The sequence below is a fragment of the Nocardioides sp. NPDC127503 genome (assembly GCF_040302165.1).
In the GTDB taxonomy this organism is placed as follows: domain Bacteria; phylum Actinomycetota; class Actinomycetes; order Propionibacteriales; family Nocardioidaceae; genus Nocardioides.
Genome location: NZ_JBEORH010000003.1, coordinates 319,997 through 345,910, shown reverse-complemented (window position 1 = coordinate 345,910; position 25,914 = coordinate 319,997). Strand labels below are relative to the sequence as shown.

The following is a 25,914-nucleotide window of genomic DNA, read 5'->3' as shown; positions in this document are numbered from 1 at the left end:
ACCCGATTTGCGGGTAACTCACCGCGTTACCGAATTGTCTAGCCCCAGGAAGACTGAGTGTTACGGTCCGGTGACGAACCAGACACTGGTTAGGGGTTGTTTCGGCGTCCATTTCTTGGAACTCTAGAGACCAGCACGCACGTGAAGACATTCACACATCCCCGCCACGTGCCGACTCGCAGGGTCTCGAACCACCAGGGCCTTGCCCATCCTACGTCAGAAAGAGGGTCTACCCAGCCATGGATTGGCGCCACCGTTCGGCTTGTCTCGATGAAGACCCGGAACTGTTCTTCCCCATCGGAAACACCGGTCCGGCCATCCTCCAGATCGAGGAAGCCAAGCAGGTCTGCCGGCGTTGCGACGTCCGGGAGCAGTGTCTTCAGTGGGCTCTTGAGGCCGGTCAGGACCACGGCGTGTGGGGTGGACTTAGCGAGGACGAGCGTCGTGCGCTGAAGCGCCGCAACGCCCGCTCCCGTGTCCGCACCGCCGTCTGACCAAGCCCTAGAGGCCATCAACCCCTAGCGATCCACCTAGAGCTCCAACGGCAGTTCGACAGCAGCTCTCGCCCCATGGCCATTAGGCCGGGGCCCCAACGAGAGCCGGCCCCCGAGCTCGCCTTCGACGAGAGTCTTCACGATCGACAACCCAAGGTTTGTCGATGTGTCGAGACTGAACCCGTCGGGTAGTCCATGACCGTCATCCTCGATGGTCACCCGGAGATGCCCGGCGGGTTGCTGTCGTACGGACATCACGATCTTGCCCGTCTCGGCATCGCCAGGACCGCTGCCGCGGTAGCCGTGCTCGACTGCGTTCTGCAGCAGCTCGGTGACGACCATCGCCATCGGCGTGGCCACCTCCGAGGGCAGCGATCCGAACGACCCCTCACGGCGCACCCGCACCGGGACGCCGACCGAGGTGACCTCCCCGACCATCAACGCGAGCCGGTCGGCGATCTCGTCGAACTCGACGGTCTCCTCGACGGCCTGCTGAGAGAGGATCTCGTGGACCAGCGCGATGGACCCGACACGCCGTACGGCCTCGTTCAGCGCATCTTGGGCGACACCGGAGTCGACCCGGCGAGCCTGCATCCGAAGCAACGCGGCCACGGTTTGTAGGTTGTTCTTCACTCGATGGTGGATCTCGCGGATCGTTGCGTCCTTTGTGACGAGCTCACGATCGCGTCGGCGCAGGTCGGTGACGTCGCGCAGCAGCACCAGCGCGCCGATCGCCTCACCGCGTGGCCGCAGTGGGATCGAGCGCATGATGATCGCCATCACCCCGGTGTCGATCTCGGTGTCGCGGTGGGCCCGCCCACCGAGGACCGCGCTCAGCGTCTCCTCATCGGGCCGCTTGCGCGGCGGCACCAGAGCACGGGTCATCCCGGCCAGGGACTGGCCGGCGAGGTCGCCGGAGAGCCCCAGCCGGCGGAAGACCGAGAGCGCGTTGGGGCTGGCGTAGTCGACGACGCCGTCGGCGTCCACCCGCACGAACCCGTCCCCCACCCGAGGGGTATCGGTGTGGTCGCTGCGCTGCCCCACCGCCGGGAAGTAGCCGTTGGCCACCATCTGGGTCAGGTCGGCGGCGGTCTGCAGATAGGACAGCTCGAGCTTGGAGGGCGTGCGTACGCCGAGCAGGTTGGTGTTGCGGCTCAGCACCGCGATGATGCGGCCGGCGCGGCGCACGGGGATCGTCTCGACCCGCACTGGGAGGTCGTCGCGCCACTCCGGGTCGCCCTCACGAACGAGCCGGCCGGCGTCGACGGCGTCGTCGAGGGTGGCGTGGCGCCCCTTCGGCACGAACATGCCGACGATGTCGTCCACATAGGCCGTCGGACCGGTCGTGGGACGCATCTGACCGGCCGCCCAGAAGCCGTTCCCGGACTTGTCCGGCAACCACAGCACCAGGTCGGCGAAGGAGAGATCGGCCAGGATCTGCCAGTCGGCCATGAGCAGCTGAAGCCAGCCGACGTCCTCGCTGTCGAGGTCGGTGTGGCTCTGGGCAAGCTCACTCAGGGTGGGCACGCGGACAGCGTAGATGTAGACCTTGGTAGGGCATTGCGCGGGTCGGTGGTCGGCGCGTGGCCGGGTTTGGCAGGATGTTCCCCATGTCGGAGGCGTACTGGCGGGAGGTTCACTCGACCGGTCTCGCCGTACCCACGGACCGGCCCCTCGGTGACCTCACCATCGAGCTCACCCGGATGCTCGGTGATCCAGACCCGGACGTACGCAGCGGACTGGCCGTGCCGGCCCTGTCGACGTGGATCCAGCGCGGCGTCTACGACGACCTGCTGGGGGGTCTTGGCGACGGGATGGCCGCCGGCCTCGTGGTCGGGCTCGGCGACTCCGGCAACAACGGCGTCTTCCGCCGGGCTTCCTCGGTCGAGGCCCTGGCGCAGTGCATCGCCCGCGACAACGCCCGCTCGCTGGTGCCGGCGGAGAAGGTGCTGGAGTGGGGCGACCGGATCGCCACCTGGCTGCTGCGCGAGCGCGACCTGCGCGCCTTCGTTCCCGAGCGTGGCTGGGCGCACGCGGTCGCCCGTGGCGCCGACGCGCTGGGCACCCTGGCCTCCTCCACCCACCTCGGCAAGCCCGAGCTGACGGTGATCCTCGACGTGGTCGCCGACCGGGTGCTCGCCCGCGGAGACACCATCTACGCCCACGGCGAGCCCGACCGGCTGGCGGCCGCCACGATGTCCGTGCTGCGCCGCAACCTGGTCCCGCTCAACATCATGGAGCCGTGGATCAACCGGATCGTCACCGTCGCCACCGCCACCCCGGAGACACCCGACCGCGACCCGTTCCTGCTCACCGGCAACGCCGAGGCGTTCCTGCGGGCCCTCTACATCCAGCTCGCGCTCAGCAACGACATCCCGCAGATCCGCGGCGACCTGCTGCTGGTCGTCGTCGCCGCGCTGAAGAAGTCGAACGCGACCTACCTGACCTGAATTCGCCCTCCCGCACCTGGGTTTGAGAGACTGTGCCGAGGCCCCTCGGGGTCCACGTACCCCAATGGAGGAGATCATCATGGGCAAGACTGGCCGCAAGCGCCGCGCGCGCCGCAAGAAGGGCGCGAACCACGGCAAGCGCCCCAACAGCTGAACACAGCTGTAAATGACGTGAGAGCCCCAGCCGATTCGGCTGGGGCTCTCGTCGCGTCTGTGAGCGGATCAGGACCTCGTGCGGAGCTCCTGGATCTGGACCATGATCTTCGCGCGCAGGTCGCCCGGGGCGACCTCTGTGCACGAGCGTGCCACAACCGCCTTGACGATGCGCTGCTGGTCGTACGTCTCCAGGCAGGGGTTGCAGCTCTGCAGGTGTTGCTTGACCTGGTCGGCGTCGGCCGCGGTGAGCTCGTTGTCGATCAGGAAGACGATCTGCTCGAGGAAGTCCGCGCAGTCGGTGGGTGACGCGTCATGTTTGTGGGCACTCATGACGCACCTCCACGAGCGCCGGTGAGGTCGTTGGTGCGGACGTAGTCCGAGAGAAGATCGCGCAGCTGGCGCCGGCCGCGGTGCAGCCGCGACATCACGGTGCCGATCGGGGTTTCCATGATCTCGGCGATCTCCTTGTAGGCGAATCCCTCGACATCGGCGAGGTAGACAGCGAGCCGGAACTCCTCCGGGAGGCGCTGCAGCGCGTCCTTCACCTGAGAGTCGGGCAGGTGCTCGAGCGCCTCCATCTCCGCGGATTTCAGACCGGTCGAGCTGTGCGACTCGGCCCGCGCCAGCTGCCAGTCCTCGACGTCCTCGGACATCGACTGCTGCGGCTGGCGCTGCTTCTTGCGGTAGGTGTTGATGAAGGTGTTCGTGAGGATGCGGTAGAGCCAGGCCTTCAGGTTGGTGCCGGGCTTGAACTGGTGGAAGGAGGAGTAGGCCTTGGCGAACGTCTCCTGCACCAGGTCTTCCGCATCGGACGGGTTGCGGGTCATCCGCATCGCCGCCGAGTAGAGCTGGTCGAGGAAGGGCAGCGCGTCCCGCTCGAAGCGCAGCGCGCGCTCCTCGGGAGTCTCGGTGGCCAGGTCGACGACCTCATCGTTGTTGTCGCTCATCACGTCCCAGGGTACGCGCGCGACCATCGGGGCGCTCATCGGCGACATATTTGCCACCGGGCGTTCGAGCAGAATGGTCATGTTGCGTGAACGCCGCGACGGCCGCCAAACATTCCCTGCTGTCCAAGGGCCCGGCGGACCGCTGCGTCAGGACGTCTGCAGGACGAACAAGCTCCACGAGGCCGGCGGCAGCTCGGCCTCGAGCGCGCCACCCACGACCTTCGCGGAGTCGTACGCCTTCGGCACCACCCGGTCGGGATCCTCCATGCTGTTCACCGCGAACAGGTCCTCGTCGCCCAGGACCGTCGCCTCGACCAGGTCCACGCCGCCGAAGTAGCGCAGGTCGGTGGAGAAGGCCACGGACTCCGACGGGTGCCGGTTGACGACGAACACCGCCACGCGGCCGTTCTCCGGATCGTGGGTCGCCACGGAGTCGAGGACGGAGACGTCACCGTGCTTGGCGGTCGCCATCGTCGGAGCGACCACACGCGGCTCGAGCACCTCTCCCTGCGCGAACCGGGCGGTCAGCGCGAACGGGTGGAAGATCGACTGCCGCCATGCCGGCCCGCCCGGCTCGCACCTGATCGAGCCGATGGTGTTGACCAGCTGGGCTTGGCAGGCGGCGGTCACCCGGTCGCTGTGCTTGAGCAGCGTGATGAGCAGAGAACCGACGACGACGGCGTCGAGCACCGTGTACGCGTCCTCGCTGAGCCGAGGGGCGGAGGTCCACTCCGTCGGCGTCCCTTCCTGCTGGAACTTCTTCAGGTACCAGACGTTCCACTCGTCGAAGGAGATGTTGATCCGCTTCGGCGAGGCGAGTTTCGCTCCGACGTGGTCAGCGGTCGCGACGACCTCCCGGATGAAGAGGTCCATGTCGACCGACGAGGCGAGGAAGCTGGCGACGTCGTCGCCCTCGAGCTCGTAGTAGGCGTGCGCCGAGACGAAGTCCACGACGTCGTAGGTGTGCTCGAGCACCGTCGCCTCCCACGCACCGAAGGTCGGCATCGAGCGTCCCGAGCTGCCGCAGGCGACGAGCTCGAGGTCGGCGTCGTACTGACGCATGCCGCCAGCCACCTCCTTGGCCAGACGCCCGTACTCCTCGGCCGTCTTGTGGCCCAGCTGCCAGGGACCGTCCATCTCGTTGCCGAGACACCACATCCGGATGTCGTGCGGCTTCACGGCGCCGTGCGCGATACGACGGTCGGACAGCTCGGTCCCGCCGGGGTGGTTGGCGTACTCCAACAGCTCGAGCGCCTCCTGCAGGCCACGCGTCCCGAGGTTCACGGCCATAATGGGCTCGATACCGGCCTTCCTCGCCCAGGTCATGAACTCGTCGAGACCGAACGCGTTGGTCTCGATGGTCCGCCATGCAGGGTCGAGGCGGGTCGGCCGCTGGTCGCGCGGCCCCACTCCGTCCTCCCACTTGTAGCCGGAGACGAAGTTGCCCCCGGGGTAGCGAACAGCGGTCACGCCGAGCTCGCGTACGAGATCCAGTACGTCACCCCGCAGGCCGTCGTCGTCCGCCGTCGGGTGCCCCGGCTCGAAGATGCCGCCATACACACAGCGCCCCATGTGCTCCACGAACGACCCGAAGATCCTCCTGTTGACGGGGGCGACGGTGAACGCCGGATCGATCGTCAGCTTGCCGTTCTCCATGGGTCCCTCTCTGGTCCGGGCAGCGGCGTCCCGGGCGCCGGCGACCGCTGGCGCCCGGGATCGTTGCCATCTACTTGAGCTCGTTCTCCAGATCGGCCTGCGCCTGGTCCAGCGCCTTCTTGGCCGGGACACCGTCCCCGAAGATCTGGTTGTACGTACTGGTCGTGAACACCTCGTCGACCTTGGGCAGGTTCGGGTCCTCGAAGGACTCGAAGTGGCCGATGTCGCCCTTGACCTCGTTGAGGACGTCGAAGAGATTGGTCCGGAAGTACTTGTTGAACTTGTTCTCCGGGTTGTGGGTGACGTCCTTGTCCTCCCACACCGACATGTTCACCGGGTCGAAGCCGAGCTCCTCCCAGACGGCGACGTTGGCCTCCGGCGACAGCTTCGCGAAGGCGAGCCACTCCGTGGCGAACTCCTTGTCCGGGGAGCTGTCGATCACCGCGGTGCCGGTGCCGCCGCCACCGATCGTGGCGACCTCACCACCCTCGATGACCGGCGCCGGTGCGATCGCGACGTCGCCGGCCAGGTCGGGCATGTAGTCGACGAAACGGGAGGTGTACCAGGCCGGGTAGACGATGGCCGCGTAGTCGCCGTTGTTGATGGGGCCGAAGGCCTCCTCGATGTCCGGGCTGCCACCCGGGATGGTCGAGAGCGCTCCGGCCTTCTGCATCTCCTGCAGCAGCTCGATCGCCTCCACGACCTCCGGGCTGTTCACGGTGACGTTGCCGTCCTCGTCGAACAGGTTGCCGCCGAGCTGCGCCATGACCAGCGGCTGCACGATGTTGGTGTCGGTGCTGGCGACGCCGAACGCCTTGCCGGTCTCCTTGTTGTACTTGGCGCCGGCCGCCTTGAAGTCGTCCCAGGTCTCGATGGTCTTGTAGTCGACCCCGGCCTTCTCCATCAACGGAACGTTGTAGAAGGCCACCTGAGCCCCGACGTGGGTCGGGAAGCCGAGCTGCTTCCCCTCCCGGGCGTACAGGTCCATCCGGGCCTGCACGATGTCGTCCTTGTACGGCTCGGCGGCCTCGGAGAGGTCTGCCAGCGGCGTACGCCCGTCCTCGGTGACGAAGTTGGAGAACTTGTTCACCTCGATGTCCACGACGTCCGGGAGCCCCTTGCCGGAGTTCACCGCCAGCTGGAGCTTGTTGTGCATCTCGTCGTACGGGAAGACCGTGACGTCGAGCTTGATCTCCTTGTCGGGGTTCTTCTCGTTCCACTCCTCGGCCATCGCCTCGTAGTAGGTGCCGTGCAGCTCGGCGAACACCCACATGTCGATGCTGGTGCGGCCCTGGGCGTCAGGTCCGCCTTCGTCCTCGGAGCCGCCGCAGGCGCTCAGCGCGAGCGTCGCGGCGAGTCCTGCGGCGAGGAGCGAGGTCAATCTCCGCGTTGTCGTCATTGGTTCTCTCCATCTGTGAGGTTGTGCAAGGGGTCACCCCTTGAGCGCCCCGGCCGTCATCCCAGCGACGAAGAACCGCTGGAACAGCAGGAAGAGCACGAGGACGGGAAGGAGCGAGAACAAAGATCCGATGATGAGAAGCTCGTAGTTGTTCTCATGCGGGGTGAGCAGGGTGTTGAGCCCGATCGGGAGGGTGAACTTCGACTCCGAGCGCAGCACCAGCAGCGGCCAGAGGAAGTTGTTCCAGATGATCATCCCGTTGAGGATGGCCATCGCCGCGAACGCCGGTTTCGCCACCGGCACCACGATCTTGAAGAAGATGCCGAACTCCGTGGCGCCGTCCATACGGCCCGCCTCGAGCAGATCCTTCGGGATGCCGAGGAAGTACTGCCGGAAGTAGAAGATCGTCACCGAAGCGGCCAGGAACGGCAGCACGATCACCGAGTAGGAGTCGGCCAGGCCGACGTCGTTCACCAGCACGTACAGCGGCAGCATCATGATCTCGAACGGCACGGCCATGAGCAGCAGCACGGCGATGAACAGCGCGGTCTTGCCCTTGAAGTCGTAGACCGCGAAGCCGTACGCCACGAACGAGCTGACCAACAGCGTCCCGGCCACCTGCACGACGGTGAGCAGGATCGAGTTGGCGAACCAGCGGAAGTACGGCCCGGAGTCGGTGAAGAGCATCACGTAGTTGTCCAGCGACAGCGAGCCGAGGTCGATGTCGAAGGAGAGTCCCCGCCGGATGACGTCGTTGCCGTCCTGGAACGTCGCCACGAACATGATCAGCAGCGGAGCGAGCACGACAAGGGTCAGCACCAGCAGGAAGATCGTCATCAGGAGCGCCGTCTGGACCGAGCCGTGGATCCAGTACGGCAGCTGGACCCTGGTACGCGTTGCCGGCTCGGCACTCATCGGGCGCTCTCCTTCTTGAAGGTCCCGCTGAGCGTGAGGAACGTCAGGTTGATGGTCATGATGACCACGAGGAGCACGACACCGACCGCGGAGGCGAAGCCCAGATCGTTCTGCTCGATCCCCCGCCGGTAGAGGTAGCCGATCACCGTCAGGCCCTGGTCGTTGGGCGAGGCGTTGCCGCGGTAGAGCATGAAACTCTCCAGGAACATCGCCAGACCGCCGTACACGCTGATGGTCGTGACGTAGACGATGGTCGGCTTCAGGTTGGGCAGGGTGATGTGGAAGAACTGCTGCAGCTTGCTGGCCCCGTCGATGGTCGCGGCCTCGTAGTACTCCTCCGGGATGGCCTGCATGCCGGCGAGGAAGTAGAGGATGTTGACGCCGGTCCAGCGCCACATCGCCAGCGCCAGCAGGGCGATCAGCCCGCCGGTGTCGATGCGAAGCCACCGGACCGGCTCGAGGCCGAACACCCCGACGATCTGGTTCATCAGGCCGGTGCCGGTCTCGGCGAACATCAGCCGGAAGATGATCCCGGCGACGACGACGGAGGTCAGCGCCGGAACGAACATCGAAGCCTTGAAGACCGCTTTGACGCGGTCACTGCCGATCTTGGAGTTGATGGCCGCGGCCAGCACGAGCGGGATCGGGATCAGGAGCGCGATGGTCAGCACCATGTAGCGGGCACTGTTGAACATCGCCTTCCAGAAGAGCCGGTCCTCCCAGAGCCGCTGGTAGTTGTCCAGACCGATGAAGGCGGACTGTCCGAACACCACCTCCTGGGTGCTCAGCAGGAAGGTACGAACGAGCGGGATCATCCAGAAGGCGAGCAGCGTGATCACGAACGGCGCGATGAAGAGGTAGGGCGCCGCCCTCTGCGAGTACAGCAGCCGCCGGAGAACGACCATGAAGACTCCTCTTCGCTGAGGTATCCCACGCGTGGGGACACCGCCGGTTTACGACGATGCACGCCTCTCACCAGCGGATTTACTACGTGGTAATTAGCGCATATCCTTGTCCTGCGCTCAGGCGCTGTCAAGACCCGAACGTGACATTCGCCACACGGAGCGTCCGAATGGGCAGGCGGCGTCGAGGGAAAATAGCGATGTAGGCTGCCCCTGACCCGGGGGCACGAGGGAACACGAGGCGACGATGGCTGTGACGATGCGCGAAGTCGCGGCCATTGCCCGTGTCTCGCCCAAGACCGTGTCCAACGTGGTGAACGACCACCCGAACGTGCACCCGGACACGCGTGCCCGCGTGCAGCAGGCGATCGCCGAGCTGGGCTACCGGCCGAACCATTCCGCGCGCGGCCTGCGTTCCGGCCGCACCGGCGTCATCGGCCTGGCGGTGCCGGAGCTGAGGCAGGCCTACTTCGCGGAGCTGGCCGATGCGGTCATCGCGGCGGCGGCCAAGCGCGGACTGAGCGTCATCGTCGGACAGCTCGGAGGCGACCGCGAGCACGAGATCGAGCTCCTCACCCACGGGCTCCCCCAGACCGACGGCCTGCTCTTCAGCCCCGAGCGGCTCGGCACCGAGGACCGCGACCTGTTGGCGTACGTCGACTTCCCGCTGGTCATGCTGGGAGAGTGGATCTTCGGGGGGCCCACCGACCACGTGACGATGCACAACATCAGCGCGGCGCGCGCAGCCGTCGAGCACCTGATCTCACTGGGGCGCCGGCGGATCGCCGTCATCGGGGCCCATCCGGACGACGAGACCCGGGTGATGGGGCCCTCGAACCTGAGGATCCAGGGCTACCGGGAGGCTCTGGCGGCTGCCGGTATCGAGCGCGATCCCCGACTCGAGCGCGTCGTCGCGCCCTGGCATCCGGAGGACGGCGCCGACGCGGCCCGGCAGCTGATCGAGTCCGGGCTGGAGTTCGACGCCATCTTCACCCTGACCGACTCGCTCGGGCTGGGTGCGCTCCGGGCTCTCGGTGAAGCCGGGCGCATCGTGCCCGACGATGTGGCCGTGATCGGCTTCGACAACATCACCATCAGCCACCTCACCATCCCCTCGCTCTCCAGCATCGACCCCGGCCGTGCGGAGATCGCGGAGATGGCGGTCAGCATGCTCGTCGAGCGCATCGAGTGGGGCGCAGGGTCGGCGCGGCCGGCACGGCTGCACAAGGCTGCCTTCGACGTCATCGTGCGGGAGTCGTCCGGCGGGACCGCCTCCGGGACACCGAAGACCTCATCGCGGAAGTCCGGCGCGCCGGCTCAGACACTCAACGGTTGAGCCTCCCGAAGGGCTCCTTGCCGACCTCCACCCGGTTGACGAGCCTTCCGACCTCCGCGACCTCGATCTCCACCATGTCGCCGGGCTGAAGACTGAAGTCCATGTCGGGGACGATCCCGGTGCCTGTGGCCAACGCCGCACCGTCAGGAAACTCGTTGGCGGCGAACAGGTAGTCGACGAGCTGCTGGATCGGACGTACGAGCTGGTTGGTCGATGTCCTTGCCGTGACCACCTCCTGGTCATTCCGGCGGACCACCAGGCTGATGGCGAGGCCGGTGGCGTCGGGGACCTCCCATACGGGTCTGATGCCTGTCGCGAGCGCTGCCGCACCTGCGTACACCTTGGCCTGGGGCAGGTAGAGCGGGTTCTCGCCCTCGATCGAGCGCGAGCTCATGTCGTTGCAGACCGTGTAGCCGATGATCTCGCCGTGGGCGTTGACCACGACGGCAAGTTCCGGCTCGGGCACGTCGTGGCCGGAGTCGACCCGGATGCCGACCGGCTGGCCGTCGGTGACCAGGCGCCAGGCCGGCGCCTTCAGGAACAGCTCGGGCCGCTGCGCGGAGTAGACCTTGTCGTAGACCGACTGCTCGGCGCTCTCCTCCATCCGGGCGCTGCGCGAACGGGCGTAGGTGACGCCCGCGCACCACAGCTCGGCCCGCCCGTCCAGCGGGGCGAGCAGACGTACGGACGCGACCGGGACCGGGGCCGCCGACGCGGACTCGACGGTCGCCCGGAGCTCGTCGTACGGCATCGCGAGGAGCTCCGCCATGGATCCGACACCGCTCACCGGCGTGATCGAGTCGTCCCTGCGTACGCCGACCTGTGGACCGTTCCCGCTGTCGTATCGGACAAGGTGCATCGGCTGCTCCTCAGTGGTTGTCGCGCGGGGTGCCCTTGGTCTGCACCACCCGCTGATATCTCACCGCAGGCTCGAGGACCATGCCTTCGGCGAGCTGGCCGACCATTGACCGCTGGATCTCCTGCCACGGCGTCTGCGACTCCGGCACCGGGAACTCCCCGAGCGCCTGGCGCCGCTCGGCCAGCTCGTCGTCCGAGACCAGCATGTCCGCCCTTCCCGCGTTGAGGTCGATCCGGACACGATCGCCCGTACGCAGCACCGCCAGGCCTCCTCCGGCGGCAGCCTCGGGCGAGGCGTTGAGGATCGAGGGCGAGCCTGACGTACCGGACTGGCGGCCGTCGCCCACGCACGGCAGCGAGTGCACACCACGCTCGATGAGTGCGGCGGGTGGCTGCATGTTCACGACCTCGGCCGAGCCGGGGTAGCCGATCGGGCCGACACCCCGGATGAACAGGATGCACTGCTCGTCGACCTCGAGCGAGGGATCGTCGATGCGGGCGTGGTAGTCCTCGGGCCCTTCGAAGACGATCGCGCGGCCGTCGAAGACGTTCGGGTGCTCGGGGTCCGAGAGGTAGCGTTCCCGGAACTCATTCGAGATCACGCTGGTCTTCATGATCGCGCTGTCGAACAGGTTCCCGGTCAGCACGATGAAGCCGGCCTGCTCCATGAGCGGGTCGTCGAAGCCGCGGATCACCTCGGCGTCCTCGCTCATCCTGTCGCGGCAGTTCTCGCCGATGGTGCGTCCGTTCACGGTGAGCGCATCCTCGTGGATCAGCCCGTGACGCATCAGCTCGTGGACGACGGCCGGCACCCCGCCCGCGCGGTGGAACTCCTCACCGAGGAACCTGCCGGCGGGCTGCATGTCGACCAGGAGCGGGATCCGGTGCCCGATCGTCTCCCACTCCTCGATGCCGAGGTCGACCCCGATGTGCCGGGCGATCGCGTTGATGTGGACCGGAGCGTTGGTGGAGCCACCGATCGCCGAGTTCACGACGATCGCGTTCTCGAAAGCGTCCCTGGTCAGGACGTCGGAGGGCTTGATGTCCTCGTGCACCATCTCGACGATGCGCCTGCCCGTCAGATACGCCGTCCGGCCGCGATCACGGTGCGGCGCCGGGATCGCGGCCGAGCCGGGCAGGCTCATCCCGAGGGTCTCGGCGAGGCTGTTCATCGTTGCGGCGGTGCCCATGGTGTTGCAGTGGCCCGGCGACGGCGCAGAGGATGCGATCAGCTCGGTGAACTCCGCCTCGTCGATCTCCCCCGCAGCGAGCATCTCGCGCGCCTTCCAGATGATCGTGCCCGAACCGATGCGCTCCCCCTTGAGCCAGCCGTTGAGCATCGGCCCGCCCGAGAGCACGATCGCCGGGATGTTCACCGTGGCCGCCGCCATCAAGCAGGCCGGCGTGGTCTTGTCGCATCCCGTCGTCAGCACCACCCCGTCGAGCGGATATCCGTAGAGGACCTCCACCAGACCGAGGTAGGCGAGGTTGCGATCCAGCGCCGCCGTCGGCCGCTTCCCCATCTCATGGATCGGGTGCACCGGGAACTCGAACGCGATCCCACCCATCTCCCGGATCCCGTCGCGTACGCGCTGCGCCAGCCCGAGATGGTGCCGGTTGCAGGGCGACAGGTCCGAGCCGGTCTGCGCGATGCCGATCATGGGCTTGCCCGACTGGAGTTCCTCGCGCGTCACGCCCCAGTTCATGTAGCGCTCGATGTAGAGCGCCGTCATCGGAGGATTGGCCGGATTGTCGAACCAGTCCCGGCTGCGCAGACGAGAGGCGTTTACCACGTTGTAAACCCTAGCGCCGCCACACATGGCTCGCTTTGGAAATCGCCCAGATCCGGCTAGACGATGACCTCGCGGACCAGCCACTCCAGGGTCGACTCGACCAGGATCGCGTCGGCGTCGGCCTGCGTGATCGGGCCACGCTTGCCGACGATCAGGGAATGGTCCGCGCCCGGGATCGGGGTGACCTCGATCCCCTCCGGGAACTCCTCGGGCCTGCCGAACCTGTCCCGGGTGCCCTGCAGCACCAGCGTCGGCACCCGAGACTCCAGCAGCTCGTGGGCACGGGAGATGCTCGGCTTGGCGATCGGGTGCAGCGGGAAGGCGAGGCAGAGCGCCCCGGCGGCGCCGAACCCGCGCGCCGTACGGACCGCCGAGCGCGCCCCCGCGGAGCGGCCTCCGACCACCAGCGGCGTGCGCACCCGCATCCAGTTGGCGGCCAGGGTCAGCGCCGCGTCGAGGGACTTGGGCGGCGTGGCCACCGGTTTCCCCTTGACCCGCCAGGGCTGCTCGAAGCGGACCACAGTGATCCCCTGAGCCGGCAGCGCGTCGTTGAGCGCCATCAGGTCGTGGGTGTCGATGCCGTTGCCGGCACCGTGGGAGAGCAGCAGCGTCGCCTGTGGTCGCCGCGCCCGGCGGGTGTAGAGCCGCCCCTGTCCGTAGGGCGTGTCGATCATCTGCGTCGTGGTTCCACCCATGTCATCCCCAGGCTTCCTCGAGCGGCAGCGGCTTTACGAGCTCGCGGCCGTTGTTGCGTACGTTGCTCACCAGCGTCGAGACCGGGTAGGCCTCCAGCCGGCCGGGCGCCGCCGGGGTCAGCAGCTCCAGGTCACCCGGACGGGCCGGGTCGAGCCACTCGTCCCAGCGCTCGCGTTCCACCATGAGCGGCATCCGGTCGTGGATCCGCCCCAGGGAGTCCTCCGCCTCGGTGGTGATCACCGTGCAGCTCCACAGCCACCGGCTGGGGTCGTCCTCGGCCTTGGCGGGGTCGGGCCAGAGCTCGTAGAGCCCGGCCATCGCCAGCACTCCCCCGTCCTTGGGGGTGATGAAGTAGGGCTGCTTGCGAGGTTTGCCCTTCGCGTCCTTGGCCTCGGTCGCGTACCACTCGAAGTAGCCGTCGGCCGGCAGCAGGCAGCGGCGCTTGGCGAAGGCCCGGCGGTAGGCGGGCTTCTCGCCCACCGTCTCCATCCGGGCGTTGATCATCCGGTTGCCGACCTTGACGTCCTTGGCCCACGACGGGACCAGGCCCCAACGTACGGAACGGAGCTGGCGCTCGCTGGAGGCGTCGTCCTCTCGCGGCGGGCGTTCGACGACGGCGTAGACCTCGTCGGTCGGGGCTACGTTGTAGCTCTCGGTGAGCGGCTCCTGCAGGCGCAGCTCATCGATCTCGAACTCCTCGGCCAGCTCGTCTGGTTGGCGGCTGGACGCGTAACGACCGCACATACGTTCACCTTAGCGCCGCGCGGCGGTGGTGTTCGGAGGTATTTCTAGGCTCCGCGGGCGAGCTCGTCGAGCAGGATGCCTGCAGACCGGTCGTTCTCCGGGAGCCCTTCGATCCAGATCCGGTCGGCACTGTGCTCGACCATCCGCTTGAGGAGTCCGAGCCGTTTGACCAGCGTCTCGTCACGCGGTGCGACCACGACCATCCGGCTGTGGCCGACCTGTCCGACGGCGGCTGCGGTCGCGAAGACGGTGCGAGCGGTCTGGCCGAGCAGCGACATCCGGCGGGCGGTGGCGATGCTGTCGGTCTTCCCACCGGGGGCGCCTGGGAGGTGGGCGTCGGTGACGACCAGCGCGTGACTGCGCGCCGTCGCCTCACGGTAGAGATCCGAGATGCGTTCACGCAGGTGCGCGAGGGTGGCGAGACCGGTGAGCGGGTCGGCGCAGGAGATCGTGTGCAGGTAGCCGAGCGTCGCCTCGCTCCAGGCGACGGACAGCGCATGCATCTCGACGAAGGCCGGGTCGCGATCCTCCATGGCCTGGGTCGTCATCCGCAGGTCCTCGAGGCTCTCCCCGAGGGACACGCCTGACTCCGCGAGGTCATGGCCGGCGACCCAGCAGGCCTCGGCGACGTAGTTGCTGCGCTCGGCGAGCGCCTCCGCGACGGCCTCGAACCGCGGCGGGAGCGCCGCACGCTGCTCGTCGGAGAGCTCTCTGAATTCAGGCGAGGTGGATGCAGGCGCACGCCGACCTCGGGAGAACAGCCGCACAACTCACCTCTTTCCTCGTGTTTCCTGGCGTTGGTGTCGTTCCTTGTCCGAAGTTGCTGGGTCACGGATACAGTGGTGCGCGCGCTGATCTACCGCGTGCCCACATGGACTTGACGTACTAAATCGGCAACCATGACGCGGTAGCGACCCACATTTTCTGGGTTTCGCGAAAGTTGTTGTCAGATCCGGGGAGGGGGCGTGACGTGCGGGCTTCCGTAGTCGTTAGCACAACGCATGTCTCCCGTCGGCGCAACCCGCGTCATACCTCCGTCCTTCTAACGTCTCTGGTGCTGTGAGCGAATCGACCCCCACCTCTCTACCTACCCTCGACGCCCCTGGCGACGCCGAGCTGATCACCGCTGTCCGCGGCGGTGACCTGGATGCGTACGGGACCCTGTTCGAGCGCCATGTCGAGGCTGCCCGCCGTCTCGCCCGCCAGCTGGTGTCGGCCGGTGACGTCGACGACCTCGTCTCCGAGGCGTTCGCCAAGGTGCTCAACGTGCTGCAGCGGGGCGGCGGCCCGGACCTCGCTTTCCGCGCCTACCTGCTGACCTCGCTGCGCCGGCTCCACGTGGACAAGATCCGCGCCGCCTCGAAGCTGACCACCACCGACGACCTGACGCCGTTCGACCCGGGCGTGCCCTTCGAGGACACCGCGGTGTCGGGCTTCGACAACCAGGCCGCCGCGAAGGCGTTCCAGCAGCTTCCGGAGCGCTGGCAGCAGGTGCTGTGGCACACCGAGGTCGAGGGCCAGAAGCCGGCCGAGATCGCGCCGATGCTCGGGATGTCGGCCAACTCCGTCTCCGCGCTCGCCTACCGGGCTCGCGAGGGCCTCAAGCAGGCGTTCATCTCGATGCACGCGCAGGACGCCGGCGAGGAGGCCTGCGCCACCACGCGCGCCAACCTGGGTGCCTACATCCGCAACGGCCTGTCCAAGCGCGACTCGACGAAGGTCGACGACCACCTGCAGGACTGCCGTCCGTGCACCGCGATCTACCTCGAGCTCACCGAGGTCAACTCCGGGATGGGTGCTTGGCTCGCTCCGGCCCTGCTCGGCGCCGCTGGCGCGGGCTACCTCGCCGTCGGAAGTGGTGTCGCTGCCAAGGGTGGCGTGGTGCTCTTCTTCGGGCGAGTCCGGGACTGGGTGCTGGGCGATCCGGTGGGACGTACGGTCGGTGCGGGTGCCGGTGTCGCGGCCGCTGCGGCCGTGGCCGCGGGGCTCGTGCTCACCGGCGGCGACCCGGCGCAGAAGGTGCCGGCCGCCGAGGAGCCTGCTGCCGAAGCACCGGCAGACCCTGCTCCGGCTCCGGCAGACCCGGCCGCACCTCCGGCCGACAACCCTGCGGCGCCGCCCGCAGCGGCACCGCCTCCCGCCGACCAACCGGCCGACCAGCCCGCTGACCCGGCTCCCGCCCAGACGCAGCAGGCGCCGGTCATCAGCCAGCCCCTGTCCACCGTGAGCGGGCAGCCCGGCGGCAAGACCATCATCGACCTGACCGAGGGAGCCACCGACGCCAACGGCGACCCACTCTCGGTCAAGGAGGCCACCGTCGCCTCCCCCGCCCACGGCACCGTCACCATGGGCGGCACGTCGTCCCCGGGCGGTAGGGGCGGCAGCGTCAGCGGCGCGATCTTCGGTGGTCTGCGGATGGCCGGCGAGCCCGTCACCACGGTGACCTACCAGGCGGACATCGGCTGGCGGGGCACCGACACCATCGAGTACGTCCTCACCGACGGCAACGGCGGCGAGGTCGCCGGCACCGTCGACGTGACCACGCCCAACGCCGACCCGAACGCGGTCAACGACACCGCCACGGCGACGGTGACCGACGGCAACGGCAACGGCGAGGGCAACAACGGGAACGGCAACGGCAACCAGCCGGGGACCGCCAAGACCACCATCGACGTGCTCGCCAACGACGCCGACGACAACGGCGACACCCTCGGGCTGGTCGAGATCGTCGAGCAGCCTGCGCACGGTAAGGCCGAGATCGTCGACGGCAAGGTCGTCTACACGATGACCGCCGGCTACGACGGCGCTGGCGACACCTTCACCTATCGGATCTCGGATGGCCACGGCGGTAAGGACGTCGGTGCTGTGGAGGTGACCTTCGAGCAAGCTCCGAAGCACGACCCAAAAGTCGGGGTTAGCCACCGTCACGAATCGGGTATGGGCGGGGTCTTCATCATCCCGGGCGTGTCCGACCTGCACGAGTACGAGGACGTCGTCGTCTCTGTCGACGGCCTCCCCGAGGCTGCCGACGGCCGGTCGACGACGCTCCGGATCACCATGACCGGCGTGGCCTCGCCCTACTTCGGACCTGGTTTCGCCTGGTCGGCCTGCGGAGCTCCCTTCGCCACCATGCCTGTCAACGGCACGGTCACCTACGAGTGCACGCTCGCCGGTGACGGCGAGGCCGCGCACGTCTCGTTCATCCCGATGTCGGGCGCGACCTGGACCTTCGAGGCGAGCATCGTGCCCGCCGGCTACGAGGACAGCGACACCAGCAACAACACCGCCTCGACCAGCGGCACCGCCGAGCCGGAGCCGACTCCCACTCCGACTCCGGAACCGACGCCCTCCGAGACGCCGGACGTGCCGCAGGTGCCGACGCCGCCCACGACTCCCGACGTACCCCAGGTGCCCACGCCGCCCACGACTCCTGACGTTCCGCAGGTGCCGACGCCGTCCTCGGACCTTCCCACCCTGCCGAGCACGCCCGGCGAGAGCCCGTCGCTGCCCGAGAACTCCGGCGTGCCCAGCGCCAGCCCGAGCGCGACGCCCGAGGCTGAGCGCGGCGCCACGACTGGCGGGCTGACCTGGAAGGAATTCCTGAAGGCGATCGGGTTCGAGTGATTTCATCCCAGTGACCGACGGCCGCCTCCGCTCGTGGAACCTCTAAAGTTGGACCTGTGACTACGACGACCGACCGTGCCGCCGACCCCGCCAACGGACCGGCCGACCCCTGGCCGGCACCCCGAGCGCGCGGTCCGGTGACGGCGACGGTGTCGCTGCCCGGGAGCAAGTCGCTCACCAACCGCGCTCTGGTGCTCGCAGCGATCGCGGACGGGCCCGGCGTCGTACGTCGCGCGCTTCGGTCCCGCGACACGCTGCTGATGGCGGCTGCGCTGACGTCGTTGGGGTCCCACGTGGACACCTCGGGAGACGACTGGGTCGTGACGCCTGGGGCGTTCGACGCCGATGCCGCGGTCGACTGCGGGCTGGCGGGGACGGTGATGCGGTTCGTACCTCCGGTGGCCGCGCTCTCCACCGGCACGGTCGCCTTCGACGGCGACCCGCACATGCGCAAGCGGCCGGTCGGCGAGGTGCTGCGTGCGCTTCGCGATCTCGGCGTGGACATCGAGGGTGACGGGCTGCCGTTCACGATCCAGGGGCAGGGCGCCGTGCCCGGCGGGACCGTGGTGGTCGACGCCTCGGCCTCGAGCCAGTTCATCAGCGCGCTGCTGCTGGCGGGGGCGCGATACGAGCACGGTGTGGACGTACGCCACGACGGCAAGCCAGTGCCGTCGCTCCCCCACATCGACATGACGGTCGCGATGCTGCGTGAGCACGGCGTAGCGGTCGACGCTCCGTCATCGGGAGGGGACGCCAACCGGTGGACCGTGGCACCAGGACCGATCAAGGCGCTGGACCGCACCATCGAGCCGGATCTGTCCAACGCGGCCCCGTTCCTCGCCCTGGCCGCCGTCTCGGGTGGGACCGTGACCGTGCGCGACTGGCCGCAGGCCACCGACCAGCCGGGCGACCAGCTGCGCGAGGTGCTCTCGCTGATGGGCTGCGAGGTGCAGGTCACCGACGAGGGGCTCACCGTGACCGGGCCGGAGCGGCTCACCGGGATCGACCTGGACATGCACGACATCGGCGAGCTCACCCCGGCCGTCGCCGCGCTGTGCGCACTCGCCTCGACGCCTTCGCACCTGACCGGCATCGGCCACATCCGTGGCCACGAGACCGACCGGCTCGCCGCGCTCGCGCGCGAGCTGGGTGCGCTCGGGGCCGACGTCACCGAGCATCCCGACGGACTGACGATCCGGCCGGCGACTCTGCACGGCGGGGTGTTCCACACCTACGCCGACCACCGGATGGCCCACGCCGGCGTCATCATCGGGGCGGCCGTCGAGGACGTCCTGGTCGAGAACATCACCACCACCAGCAAGACCTTCACCGACTTCGCGCCCTTCTGGGCCGGTCTCTTCTGAGCACCTGATGTCGAAGGCACAGCGGCGCTACGGGACCGAGGACGTCGAGCACTACGACCGTCCCCGGCGCCGCACTCGGCCGCGGACGAAGGACCGGCCCAGCTACGACGAGGCCGATCTCGGGCGGGTGATCACGGTCGACCGTGGGCGGTTCACGCTGGTCATGGACGACGCCCCCGACGTCGAGGTGTGGGCGGTCAAGGCCCGCCCGCTCGGCCGCAAGGGCGTCGTCGTGGGCGACCGGGTGAAGGTCGTCGGCGACACCTCGGGCGCGGAGGGGGCACTGGCCCGGATCGTCGAGCTCGAGCCGCGGGAGACTGTGCTGCGGCGTACGGCCGATGACGACGACCCCGTCGAGCGGGTCGTGGTCGCCAACGCCGACCAGCTGGTGATCGTCACCGCGATCGCCGACCCTGAGCCGCGCACCGGGTTCATCGATCGCGCCCTCGTGGCTGCCCTGGAGGCGGGCATCGAGCCGCTCCTGTGCATCACCAAGGCCGACCTGGCCGACCCGGAGTCGCTGGCCTCGACCTACCGGGCACTGGGGGTGCCGTGGGTGGTGACGCAGCGGGGCGGCGACATGAGCGCCCTGCAGGAGAAGCTCGACGGACGTACGTCGGTCCTCCTCGGCCACAGCGGCGTGGGCAAGTCGACGCTGGTCAACGCCATCGTTCCCGACGCCGGGCGCGAGGTCGGGCACGTCAACGCGGTCACCGGGCGGGGGCGGCACACCTCCACGTCGGCGTTGATGCTGCGGCTTCCGGGGGCCGGCTGGATCATCGACACCCCGGGGATCCGTACGTTCGGGCTGGCTCACGTCGAGCCGGAACGGCTCATCGTCTCCTTCCCCGATCTGCAGGAGGCGACGGCCGAGTGCCCGCGCGGCTGCTCGCACGCCGCCGAGGAGCCCGAGTGCGGGCTGGACGCCGCGATCGAGGCCGGCGGGCTCGATCCGGAGCGGGTTGCCTCGTTCCGTCGCCTGCTCGAGGCTCGGTCGGTGCCGACGTACGCTCTCTGACCTGGGCGGATCAGACATGCCCTGGACGGTGTTTTCGTGGGGAACCGGTTACCAGGGGAGGGTTCGCTCCGGGGGCGGAGCCACTAGAGTGGACCCTCGTGGCGAGCACTCCTGACTTCAACGACGACCTGCGGCTGGCGCACCTTTTGGCCGACGACGCCGACTCGCTGTCGACGTCGCGGTTCAAGGCGCTCGACCTGCATGTCATGACCAAGCCCGACCTCACCCCCGTCTCCGACGCGGACAAGGCCGTGGAGGAGTCGATCCGGCGCACGCTCTCCCGCGCGCGGACACGTGACGCGATCACCGGCGAGGAGTCGGGATCCTCCGGCTCGTCCAGCCGCCGCTGGATCGTCGACCCGATCGACGGCACGAAGAACTTCGTGCGCGGTGTGCCGGTCTGGGCGACCCTGATCGCGCTCGCGGTCGACAACGAGGTCGTGATGTCGGTCGTCTCCGCGCCCCAGCTCGGGCGGCGCTGGTGGGCGGCGAAGGGCCAGGGCGCCCACACCGGCAAGTCGCTGATGAAGTCGACGCCCTGCCAGGTCTCGGACGTACGCCGCCTGGAGGACGCCTCGATGTCCTACTCCTCGCTGCACGGCTGGGAGGAGCGCGACCGCCTCGAGGACTTCCTCGCGCTGATGCGGAGCTGCTGGCGCACCCGTGCCTACTCCGACTTCTGGTCCTACATGCTCGTCGCCGAGGGCGCTGTCGACATCGCGGTCGAGCCGGAGCTCGAGCTCTACGACATGGCGGCGCTGGACATCATCGTGCGTGAGGCCGGTGGCCAGTTCACCTCGCTGGCCGGCGACCCGGGCCCGTGGGGCGGCAACGCCCTGGCCACCAACGGCCACCTGCACGACGCCGTGCTCTCCTTCCTCGGCGGGCTGCCCGACGGCAACAACGACGCCGACTGGCCGGCCGCGCAGCCCGGATCGGTCACCGCGTTCCGCCGGCCGGGCACCGAGTAGTCGCGTTCCGGAACAGACCCTGGCGTGACGCACGTCACGGCCGCTACCGTTGGTGCATGAAGATCGCGGACGTACTCACTCGCAAGGCGATCGCAGAAGTCGTCACGATCGCATCAACCGCCACCGTGCGTGACCTGCTCGGGGTGCTCGCCGAGCACGGCATCGGAGCCTGTGTCGTCAGCACCGACGGCACCGCCGTCGCCGGCATCGTCTCCGAGCGCGACGTGGTGCGCCGCCTCCACGAGAACGACGCGCTGCTCGCCGCCGAGGTCTCCTCGATCATGACCGCCGAGGTCGAGACATGTGCGCCCGAGGCCACCATCGACGAGATCCTGGGCATCATGACCAAGCGCCGGATCCGGCACATGCCGGTCGTCTCCCCCGACGGCGCTCTGGTCGGCATCGTCAGCATCGGCGACCTGGTCAAGCACCGCATCGACCAGCTCGCCTTCGAGCGCGACCAGCTCGAGGCGTACGTCCACCAGACCTGAGATCCTGTTCGGGTCCGACCTTCACAGGACCTGCACAACTTCTGCAGCCTTTCCGGCGGCTCGGGCTTCTAGCCTGAGCATGTGCCAGAACATCTGACCGTCACCCGCCGGGTCCTCGTCGTCGAGGACGAGCCGGTCATCAACCAGGCCGTCTCGGACCGGCTCGAGGCGGAGGGCTACGACGTCGTCCGAGCGTGGGACGGCCCCGGGGCGGTCTCCTGCTTCGAGGAGACCTCGCCCGACGTGGTCGTCCTCGACGTGATGCTGCCCGGCTACGACGGCCTCGAGGTGTGCCGCCGGATCCAGGCCGTACGTCCGGTGCCGGTGCTCATGCTCACCGCGCGTGTCGACGAGGCCGATGTGCTCGTCGGGCTCGGGGTCGGGGCCGACGACTACCTGACCAAGCCGTTCCGGGCCCGCGAGCTGGTGGCCCGGGTCAACGCACTCCTGCGGCGGGTGGAGCGGGCGGCCGAACTGGCCGGGTCGCCGCGGCGTACGGCTGAGATCGGGGGGCTGCGGATGGATCCGGCGGCCCGGCGCGTGTGGGTCGATGGTGACGAGGTCCGGCTCACGCCGACCGAGTTCGACCTGCTGGTCTGCCTGGCCGCCGACCCGGGCGCCGTGGTCACCCGCGAACGGCTGCTCGCCGAGGTCTGGGGCTGGAACGACGCCTCGGGCACCCGCACGGTCGACAGCCATGTGAAGGGGCTGCGCGCCAAGATCGGGTCCGCGCGGGTCCGCACCGTGCATGGCGTCGGCTACGCCCTGGAGGCCGGCGAATGACTCCCCTGGAACGGGTCTCCTCGATCAAGGTCAAGCTCGGGCTCCTGGTCGCCGCGAGCGCCCTGGTGGCGGCGGTCGTCGCCTCCGTCGGGCGGATCACCGGGGTCTCCCCGTGGATCTCCATCCCGGTCACGATCGGGATCGCGCTCGCGGTCACCCAGCTGCTGGCGGCCGGGATGACCTCGCCGTTGCGGCAGATGACCGTCGCGGCCCGGCGGATGGCGCGGGGCGACTACTCGGTCTCGGTGCCTGCCGTCGGTGCCGACGAGGTCGGTCAGCTGGGCCGTGCGTTCAACACCATGGCCAGCGACCTCGGCGCCGTCGACCGCCAGCGTCGCGATCTGGTCGCCAACGTCTCCCACGAGCTGCGTACGCCGCTGGCTGCTCTCACCGTCGTGCTGGAGAACCTCGTGGACGGCGTCGGATCCGACCCGGCCGCGCTCCAGACCGCGCTCGGCCAGGCCGAGCGCCTGAGCCGGCTGGTCGAGGACCTGCTCGACCTGGCGCGGGTCGACGCGGGCAAGGCGCCGCTGAGCACGGCCTCGGTCGAGCTCGGCCCGCTCCTGGAGGCCTGCGTCGCGGAGACGCGGGTCAACGGGCGGCCGGTCACCTATGAGATCGACGCGCCGGCCGACCTGATCGTCGACGCCGACCCCGATCGCCTCAGCCAGCTCGTCGTCAACCTGCTCGACAACGCCTCCCGGCACAGTCCCCGCGGCGGCGTGGTCACCGTACGGGCCGGAATCGACGGCGATCGCTATCACCTCGAGGTCCTCGACTCCGGGCCCGGCATCCCCATCGCCGACCGAGGGCGCGTCTTCGAACCCTTCGGCACGCTCAGCGCCTCCGGTGAGGGTGGCGGGACCGGGCTCGGGCTCGCCATCGCTCGGTGGGTCACCGACCTGCACGGCGGCTCCATCGCCTTCCTCGACCCGCTCCCCGGCGCCGCCGGCGCCCGGGTGCGCGTCGACCTCCCGCTGCGCCCACCCGCGCGCGCCGTCCCTGATCAGCACGCTCCCAGTCATCTCACCCCCACCCACGAGGAGAGCCAGATGCCCACCACTCCCCCGGCGGCCGAGCCCGCCGAACCGGCCAGGCCGATCGAAGCCCCCACAACGGACCCCAAGGCCGCCTATGCCACCCCGTCGGTCCTCGACGACATCTTCGGCACCTACTGGCCCGACTCCGGTGTCGCGGGGAGGTTCGGGCTCTTCATCGGAGCCGTGGTCGCCGGCCTCCTCGGCGGGCTGCTGATTCCCGACCGCAACGCCGGGCTCGGCACGGTCATCGTGCTGCTGGCCGCCGGTGGGGTCGTGACGCTGGCGAGCGAGAAACGTCGCAACTTGTTCCCGATCATCTGCTACGTCCTGTTCGCGCTGCTCGCCTCGGTCGCGGTGTTCCGCGATGCCGAGTGGCTCGTCGTGCTGTGCCTGCTCACGGCGATCGCGGTGATCCTGTGTGCCTCCACCCAGGCGAAGACGCTGCTCGGGATCGTGCTGACCGGGATCTCCTGGCCGCTGGCGGGGCTGCGCGGGATCCCGTGGCTGGGCCGCACGCTGACCAGCGTCTCCGGCAAGGGTCACGGAGCCGCGGTCGCCCGCACCACGGTGCTCTCGCTGCTCGGCCTGGTGATCTTCGGGCTCCTGTTCACCACCGCCGACGCGGTGCTGGGCAGCTGGGTCGACCAGTTCGTGCCGGACGTACGGCCGGACACCTTCGCGGCTCGGGTCTTCATGACCGTCTTCGTCTTCGGCGTCGTGATGGGCGCTGCGTACCTGGCCGTGAACCCGCCCCGGATCGACCGCAGCGAGCGTACGTCCCAGCCCGTCGCCAACCGCTACGAGTGGCTGGCTCCGGTCGGCGTCGTGGTCGCAGTCTTCGCCGCGTTCCTGATCGCACAGGCGACCGCTGTCTTCGGCGGCGAGGACTACCTTCGCGAGACGACGGGGCTGACGTACGCCGAATACGTCCACCAGGGCTTCGGCCAGCTCACCGTCGCCACCGCTCTGACCCTGCTGGTGATCTGGGCGGCGGCGCGCAAGGCGCCGGTGGAGACCGTCGCCGACCGGCTGTGGCTGCGGATCGCGCTCGGGCTGCTCGCCGCGGAGGCCCTGGTCGTCGTCGGGTCGGCGCTGTACCGGATGCACCTCTACCAGGAGGCGTACGGCTTCACCCAGCTCCGCCTGCTCGTCGATGTCTTCGAGGCCTGGCTGGGTCTGCTGGTGATCGCCGGGCTGGTCGCCGCGGTGACCGGCAAGGCCATCGGCGGCGGGCTCTGGCTCGGCCGGTTCGCGCTGGTCAGCGGTGCTGTCGCGCTGCTCGGGATCGCCGCGATCAACCCGGATGCGTGGATCGCCGAGCACAACGTCTCGCGCTACGAGGAGACCGGGAAGATCGACACGGACTTCCTCGCCGAGCTCAGCGACGACGCGGTGCCGGCCCTGAAGGAGCTCCCCGACGACCTGCGCAGCTGTGTGCTCGGGCCCAGCGAGCGCGAGGGCGACTGGCTGGAGTGGAACCTCGGCCGGGAGCGAGCCGACGGCCTGACCACGATCTACCCCGGGACGGCCGACGCGTCGGTGGTGTGCCCCAGCGAGAATCGATACGTAGACTGAATTCATGAGCCAGAAGCCTGAGATCGACTTCGTCGACCCCACCCCTCCGACCGACCTCGTCATCAAGGACATCACCATCGGTGACGGCGAGGAGGCCACCGAGCGCGACCGCGTATCGGTCCACTACGTCGGCGTTGCGCTGTCCACCGGTGAGGAGTTCGACGCGTCCTACAACCGCGGCGAGCCGCTCGACTTCCGCGTGGGCATCGGCCAGGTCATCCAGGGCTGGGACCAGGGCATCCTCGGCATGAAGGTCGGCGGCCGCCGCCAGCTCGTCATCCCGCCCCACCTGGGCTACGGCGACCGCGGCGCCGGCGGCGCGATCAAGCCCGGCGAGACCCTGATCTTCGTCTGCGACCTGGTCAAGGTCGAGAAGTAAGCAGTTCGTACGCAGCGAGGCGGTGACCCTTCGGGGTCACCGCCTCGCTCCTATTTGCGCCGGGCCCTACCAGGGCACGTCGAAGTCGGCCTCGTCAGAGACCCGGGCCGCCTGCCCGGCGTACTCGACGACGTCGCCGAGGCGGAGCTGGCGGCCGCGGCGGAGCTCGATCTCACCATTGACCTTCACCTCGCCGGCGGTGATCGCCGGGCGCGCCTCGGAGCCGGCCTCGACCAGGTTGGCCAGCTTCATGAACTGACCGAGCCGGATGACCTCGTCGCTGATGGGTACGTCAAATGGTTCGCTCACGTGGCCCATCCTCC

At 68.8% G+C, this 25,914-nt stretch carries 25 protein-coding genes; 12 read left to right on the top strand and 13 right to left on the bottom strand.

Annotated features, from left to right (window positions below):
* Positions 1–239 precede the first annotated feature (239 nt).
* A complete protein-coding gene (locus ABTW65_RS08705) occupies positions 240–494 on the top strand; it encodes a WhiB family transcriptional regulator (RefSeq protein WP_008362075.1) in 255 nt (84 codons plus the stop codon).
* Positions 495–530: 36 nt separating this feature from the next.
* Here the strand turns inward: ABTW65_RS08705 and ABTW65_RS08700 are convergent, their stop codons facing one another.
* Positions 531–2,021 (bottom strand): sensor histidine kinase, encoded by a 1,491-nt coding sequence (locus ABTW65_RS08700; protein ID WP_350659638.1) that lies wholly within the window; start codon positions 2,019–2,021, stop codon positions 531–533.
* An 83-nt stretch (positions 2,022–2,104) separates the two neighbouring features.
* On the opposite strand from ABTW65_RS08700, the gene ABTW65_RS08695 reads away from it, so the two are divergent.
* Both ABTW65_RS08695 and ABTW65_RS29410 read left to right on the top strand, forming a co-directional pair.
* Positions 2,105–2,944 (top strand): DUF2785 domain-containing protein, encoded by an 840-nt coding sequence (locus tag ABTW65_RS08695; protein WP_350659636.1) that lies wholly within the window; start codon positions 2,105–2,107, stop codon positions 2,942–2,944.
* A gap of 79 nt (positions 2,945–3,023) precedes the next feature.
* On the top strand, positions 3,024–3,098 hold the full coding sequence (locus tag ABTW65_RS29410; protein ID WP_370249596.1) for a 50S ribosomal protein bL37: 75 nt from the start codon (positions 3,024–3,026) through the stop codon (positions 3,096–3,098).
* A 68-nt stretch (positions 3,099–3,166) separates the two neighbouring features.
* Here ABTW65_RS29410 and rsrA read toward each other — a convergent pair whose 3' ends face one another.
* From rsrA to ABTW65_RS08665, 6 genes are all read right to left on the bottom strand, one after another.
* Positions 3,167–3,430, bottom strand: coding sequence for a mycothiol system anti-sigma-R factor (gene rsrA / locus ABTW65_RS08690; RefSeq protein WP_350659635.1), 264 nt, complete (start codon positions 3,428–3,430; stop codon positions 3,167–3,169).
* Entirely contained in the window at positions 3,427–4,074 is a 648-nt protein-coding gene (locus tag ABTW65_RS08685; protein WP_350659898.1) for a sigma-70 family RNA polymerase sigma factor, read from the bottom strand. The genes rsrA and ABTW65_RS08685 overlap by 4 nt, the downstream gene beginning before the upstream one ends.
* 120 nt (positions 4,075–4,194) lie before the next feature.
* Complete coding sequence (gene arfA / locus ABTW65_RS08680; RefSeq protein WP_350659634.1) at positions 4,195–5,703, bottom strand: arabinosylfuranosidase ArfA; 1,509 nt, start codon at positions 5,701–5,703, stop codon at positions 4,195–4,197.
* A 70-nt stretch (positions 5,704–5,773) separates the two neighbouring features.
* Entirely contained in the window at positions 5,774–7,102 is a 1,329-nt protein-coding gene (locus tag ABTW65_RS08675) for an ABC transporter substrate-binding protein (RefSeq protein ID WP_350659633.1), read from the bottom strand.
* A 33-nt stretch (positions 7,103–7,135) separates the two neighbouring features.
* Positions 7,136–8,017 (bottom strand): carbohydrate ABC transporter permease, encoded by an 882-nt coding sequence (locus ABTW65_RS08670; RefSeq protein WP_350659632.1) that lies wholly within the window; start codon positions 8,015–8,017, stop codon positions 7,136–7,138.
* A complete protein-coding gene (locus ABTW65_RS08665; RefSeq protein WP_350659631.1) occupies positions 8,014–8,922 on the bottom strand; it encodes a carbohydrate ABC transporter permease in 909 nt (302 codons plus the stop codon). Before ABTW65_RS08665 ends, ABTW65_RS08670 begins: the two co-directional genes overlap by 4 nt.
* A 244-nt stretch (positions 8,923–9,166) precedes the next feature.
* Here ABTW65_RS08665 and ABTW65_RS08660 point away from each other — a divergent pair, with 244 nt between their 5' ends.
* Positions 9,167–10,255 carry a LacI family DNA-binding transcriptional regulator gene (locus ABTW65_RS08660; protein ID WP_350659630.1) on the top strand — a complete coding sequence of 363 codons (1,089 nt, stop codon included), beginning with the start codon at positions 9,167–9,169 and terminating at the stop codon, positions 10,253–10,255.
* On the opposite strand, the gene ABTW65_RS08655 is transcribed toward ABTW65_RS08660, so the two are convergent.
* From ABTW65_RS08655 to ABTW65_RS08635, 5 genes are read right to left on the bottom strand one after another with little or no spacing between them, the layout of a single operon-like run.
* A complete protein-coding gene (locus ABTW65_RS08655; protein WP_350659629.1) occupies positions 10,245–11,114 on the bottom strand; it encodes a fumarylacetoacetate hydrolase family protein in 870 nt (289 codons plus the stop codon). The genes ABTW65_RS08660 and ABTW65_RS08655 overlap by 11 nt on opposite strands.
* 10 nt (positions 11,115–11,124) lie before the next feature.
* A complete protein-coding gene (locus ABTW65_RS08650) occupies positions 11,125–12,906 on the bottom strand; it encodes an IlvD/Edd family dehydratase (protein ID WP_350659628.1) in 1,782 nt (593 codons plus the stop codon).
* A 56-nt stretch (positions 12,907–12,962) separates the two neighbouring features.
* Positions 12,963–13,601 (bottom strand): alpha/beta hydrolase family protein, encoded by a 639-nt coding sequence (locus tag ABTW65_RS08645; RefSeq protein ID WP_350659626.1) that lies wholly within the window; start codon positions 13,599–13,601, stop codon positions 12,963–12,965.
* Position 13,602: 1 nt separating this feature from the next.
* Entirely contained in the window at positions 13,603–14,346 is a 744-nt protein-coding gene (locus tag ABTW65_RS08640) for an SOS response-associated peptidase (protein ID WP_350659625.1), read from the bottom strand.
* A gap of 44 nt (positions 14,347–14,390) precedes the next feature.
* Complete coding sequence (locus ABTW65_RS08635) at positions 14,391–15,113, bottom strand: hypothetical protein (RefSeq protein WP_350659624.1); 723 nt, start codon at positions 15,111–15,113, stop codon at positions 14,391–14,393.
* Between the two features lie 292 nt (positions 15,114–15,405).
* Here ABTW65_RS08635 and ABTW65_RS08630 point away from each other — a divergent pair, with 292 nt between their 5' ends.
* The 8 genes from ABTW65_RS08630 (at position 15,406) to ABTW65_RS08595 (ending at position 25,591) form a co-directional block, all read left to right on the top strand.
* Positions 15,406–17,970, top strand: coding sequence for a sigma-70 family RNA polymerase sigma factor (locus tag ABTW65_RS08630; RefSeq protein WP_350659623.1), 2,565 nt, complete (start codon positions 15,406–15,408; stop codon positions 17,968–17,970).
* 56 nt (positions 17,971–18,026) lie between these two features.
* Positions 18,027–19,334: a 3-phosphoshikimate 1-carboxyvinyltransferase gene (aroA, locus tag ABTW65_RS08625; RefSeq protein ID WP_350659622.1), complete on the top strand. Its 1,308-nt coding sequence runs from the start codon at positions 18,027–18,029 to the stop codon at positions 19,332–19,334.
* Between the two features lie 7 nt (positions 19,335–19,341).
* Positions 19,342–20,352 (top strand): ribosome small subunit-dependent GTPase A, encoded by a 1,011-nt coding sequence (rsgA, locus tag ABTW65_RS08620; protein WP_350659621.1) that lies wholly within the window; start codon positions 19,342–19,344, stop codon positions 20,350–20,352.
* Between the two features lie 98 nt (positions 20,353–20,450).
* A complete protein-coding gene (locus ABTW65_RS08615; protein WP_350659620.1) occupies positions 20,451–21,323 on the top strand; it encodes an inositol monophosphatase family protein in 873 nt (290 codons plus the stop codon).
* 56 nt (positions 21,324–21,379) lie between these two features.
* Positions 21,380–21,814, top strand: coding sequence for a CBS domain-containing protein (locus ABTW65_RS08610; RefSeq protein ID WP_350659618.1), 435 nt, complete (start codon positions 21,380–21,382; stop codon positions 21,812–21,814).
* 81 nt (positions 21,815–21,895) lie between these two features.
* A complete protein-coding gene (locus ABTW65_RS08605; protein WP_350659617.1) occupies positions 21,896–22,597 on the top strand; it encodes a response regulator in 702 nt (233 codons plus the stop codon).
* Positions 22,594–25,212 carry a DUF4153 domain-containing protein gene (locus tag ABTW65_RS08600; RefSeq protein ID WP_350659616.1) on the top strand — a complete coding sequence of 873 codons (2,619 nt, stop codon included), beginning with the start codon at positions 22,594–22,596 and terminating at the stop codon, positions 25,210–25,212. The genes ABTW65_RS08605 and ABTW65_RS08600 overlap by 4 nt, the downstream gene beginning before the upstream one ends.
* A gap of 4 nt (positions 25,213–25,216) precedes the next feature.
* On the top strand, positions 25,217–25,591 hold the full coding sequence (locus ABTW65_RS08595; RefSeq protein WP_141795436.1) for an FKBP-type peptidyl-prolyl cis-trans isomerase: 375 nt from the start codon (positions 25,217–25,219) through the stop codon (positions 25,589–25,591).
* A gap of 66 nt (positions 25,592–25,657) precedes the next feature.
* Here the strand turns inward: ABTW65_RS08595 and ABTW65_RS08590 are convergent, their stop codons facing one another.
* Entirely contained in the window at positions 25,658–25,909 is a 252-nt protein-coding gene (locus tag ABTW65_RS08590) for an RNA-binding S4 domain-containing protein (protein WP_350659615.1), read from the bottom strand.
* Positions 25,910–25,914 lie beyond the last annotated feature (5 nt).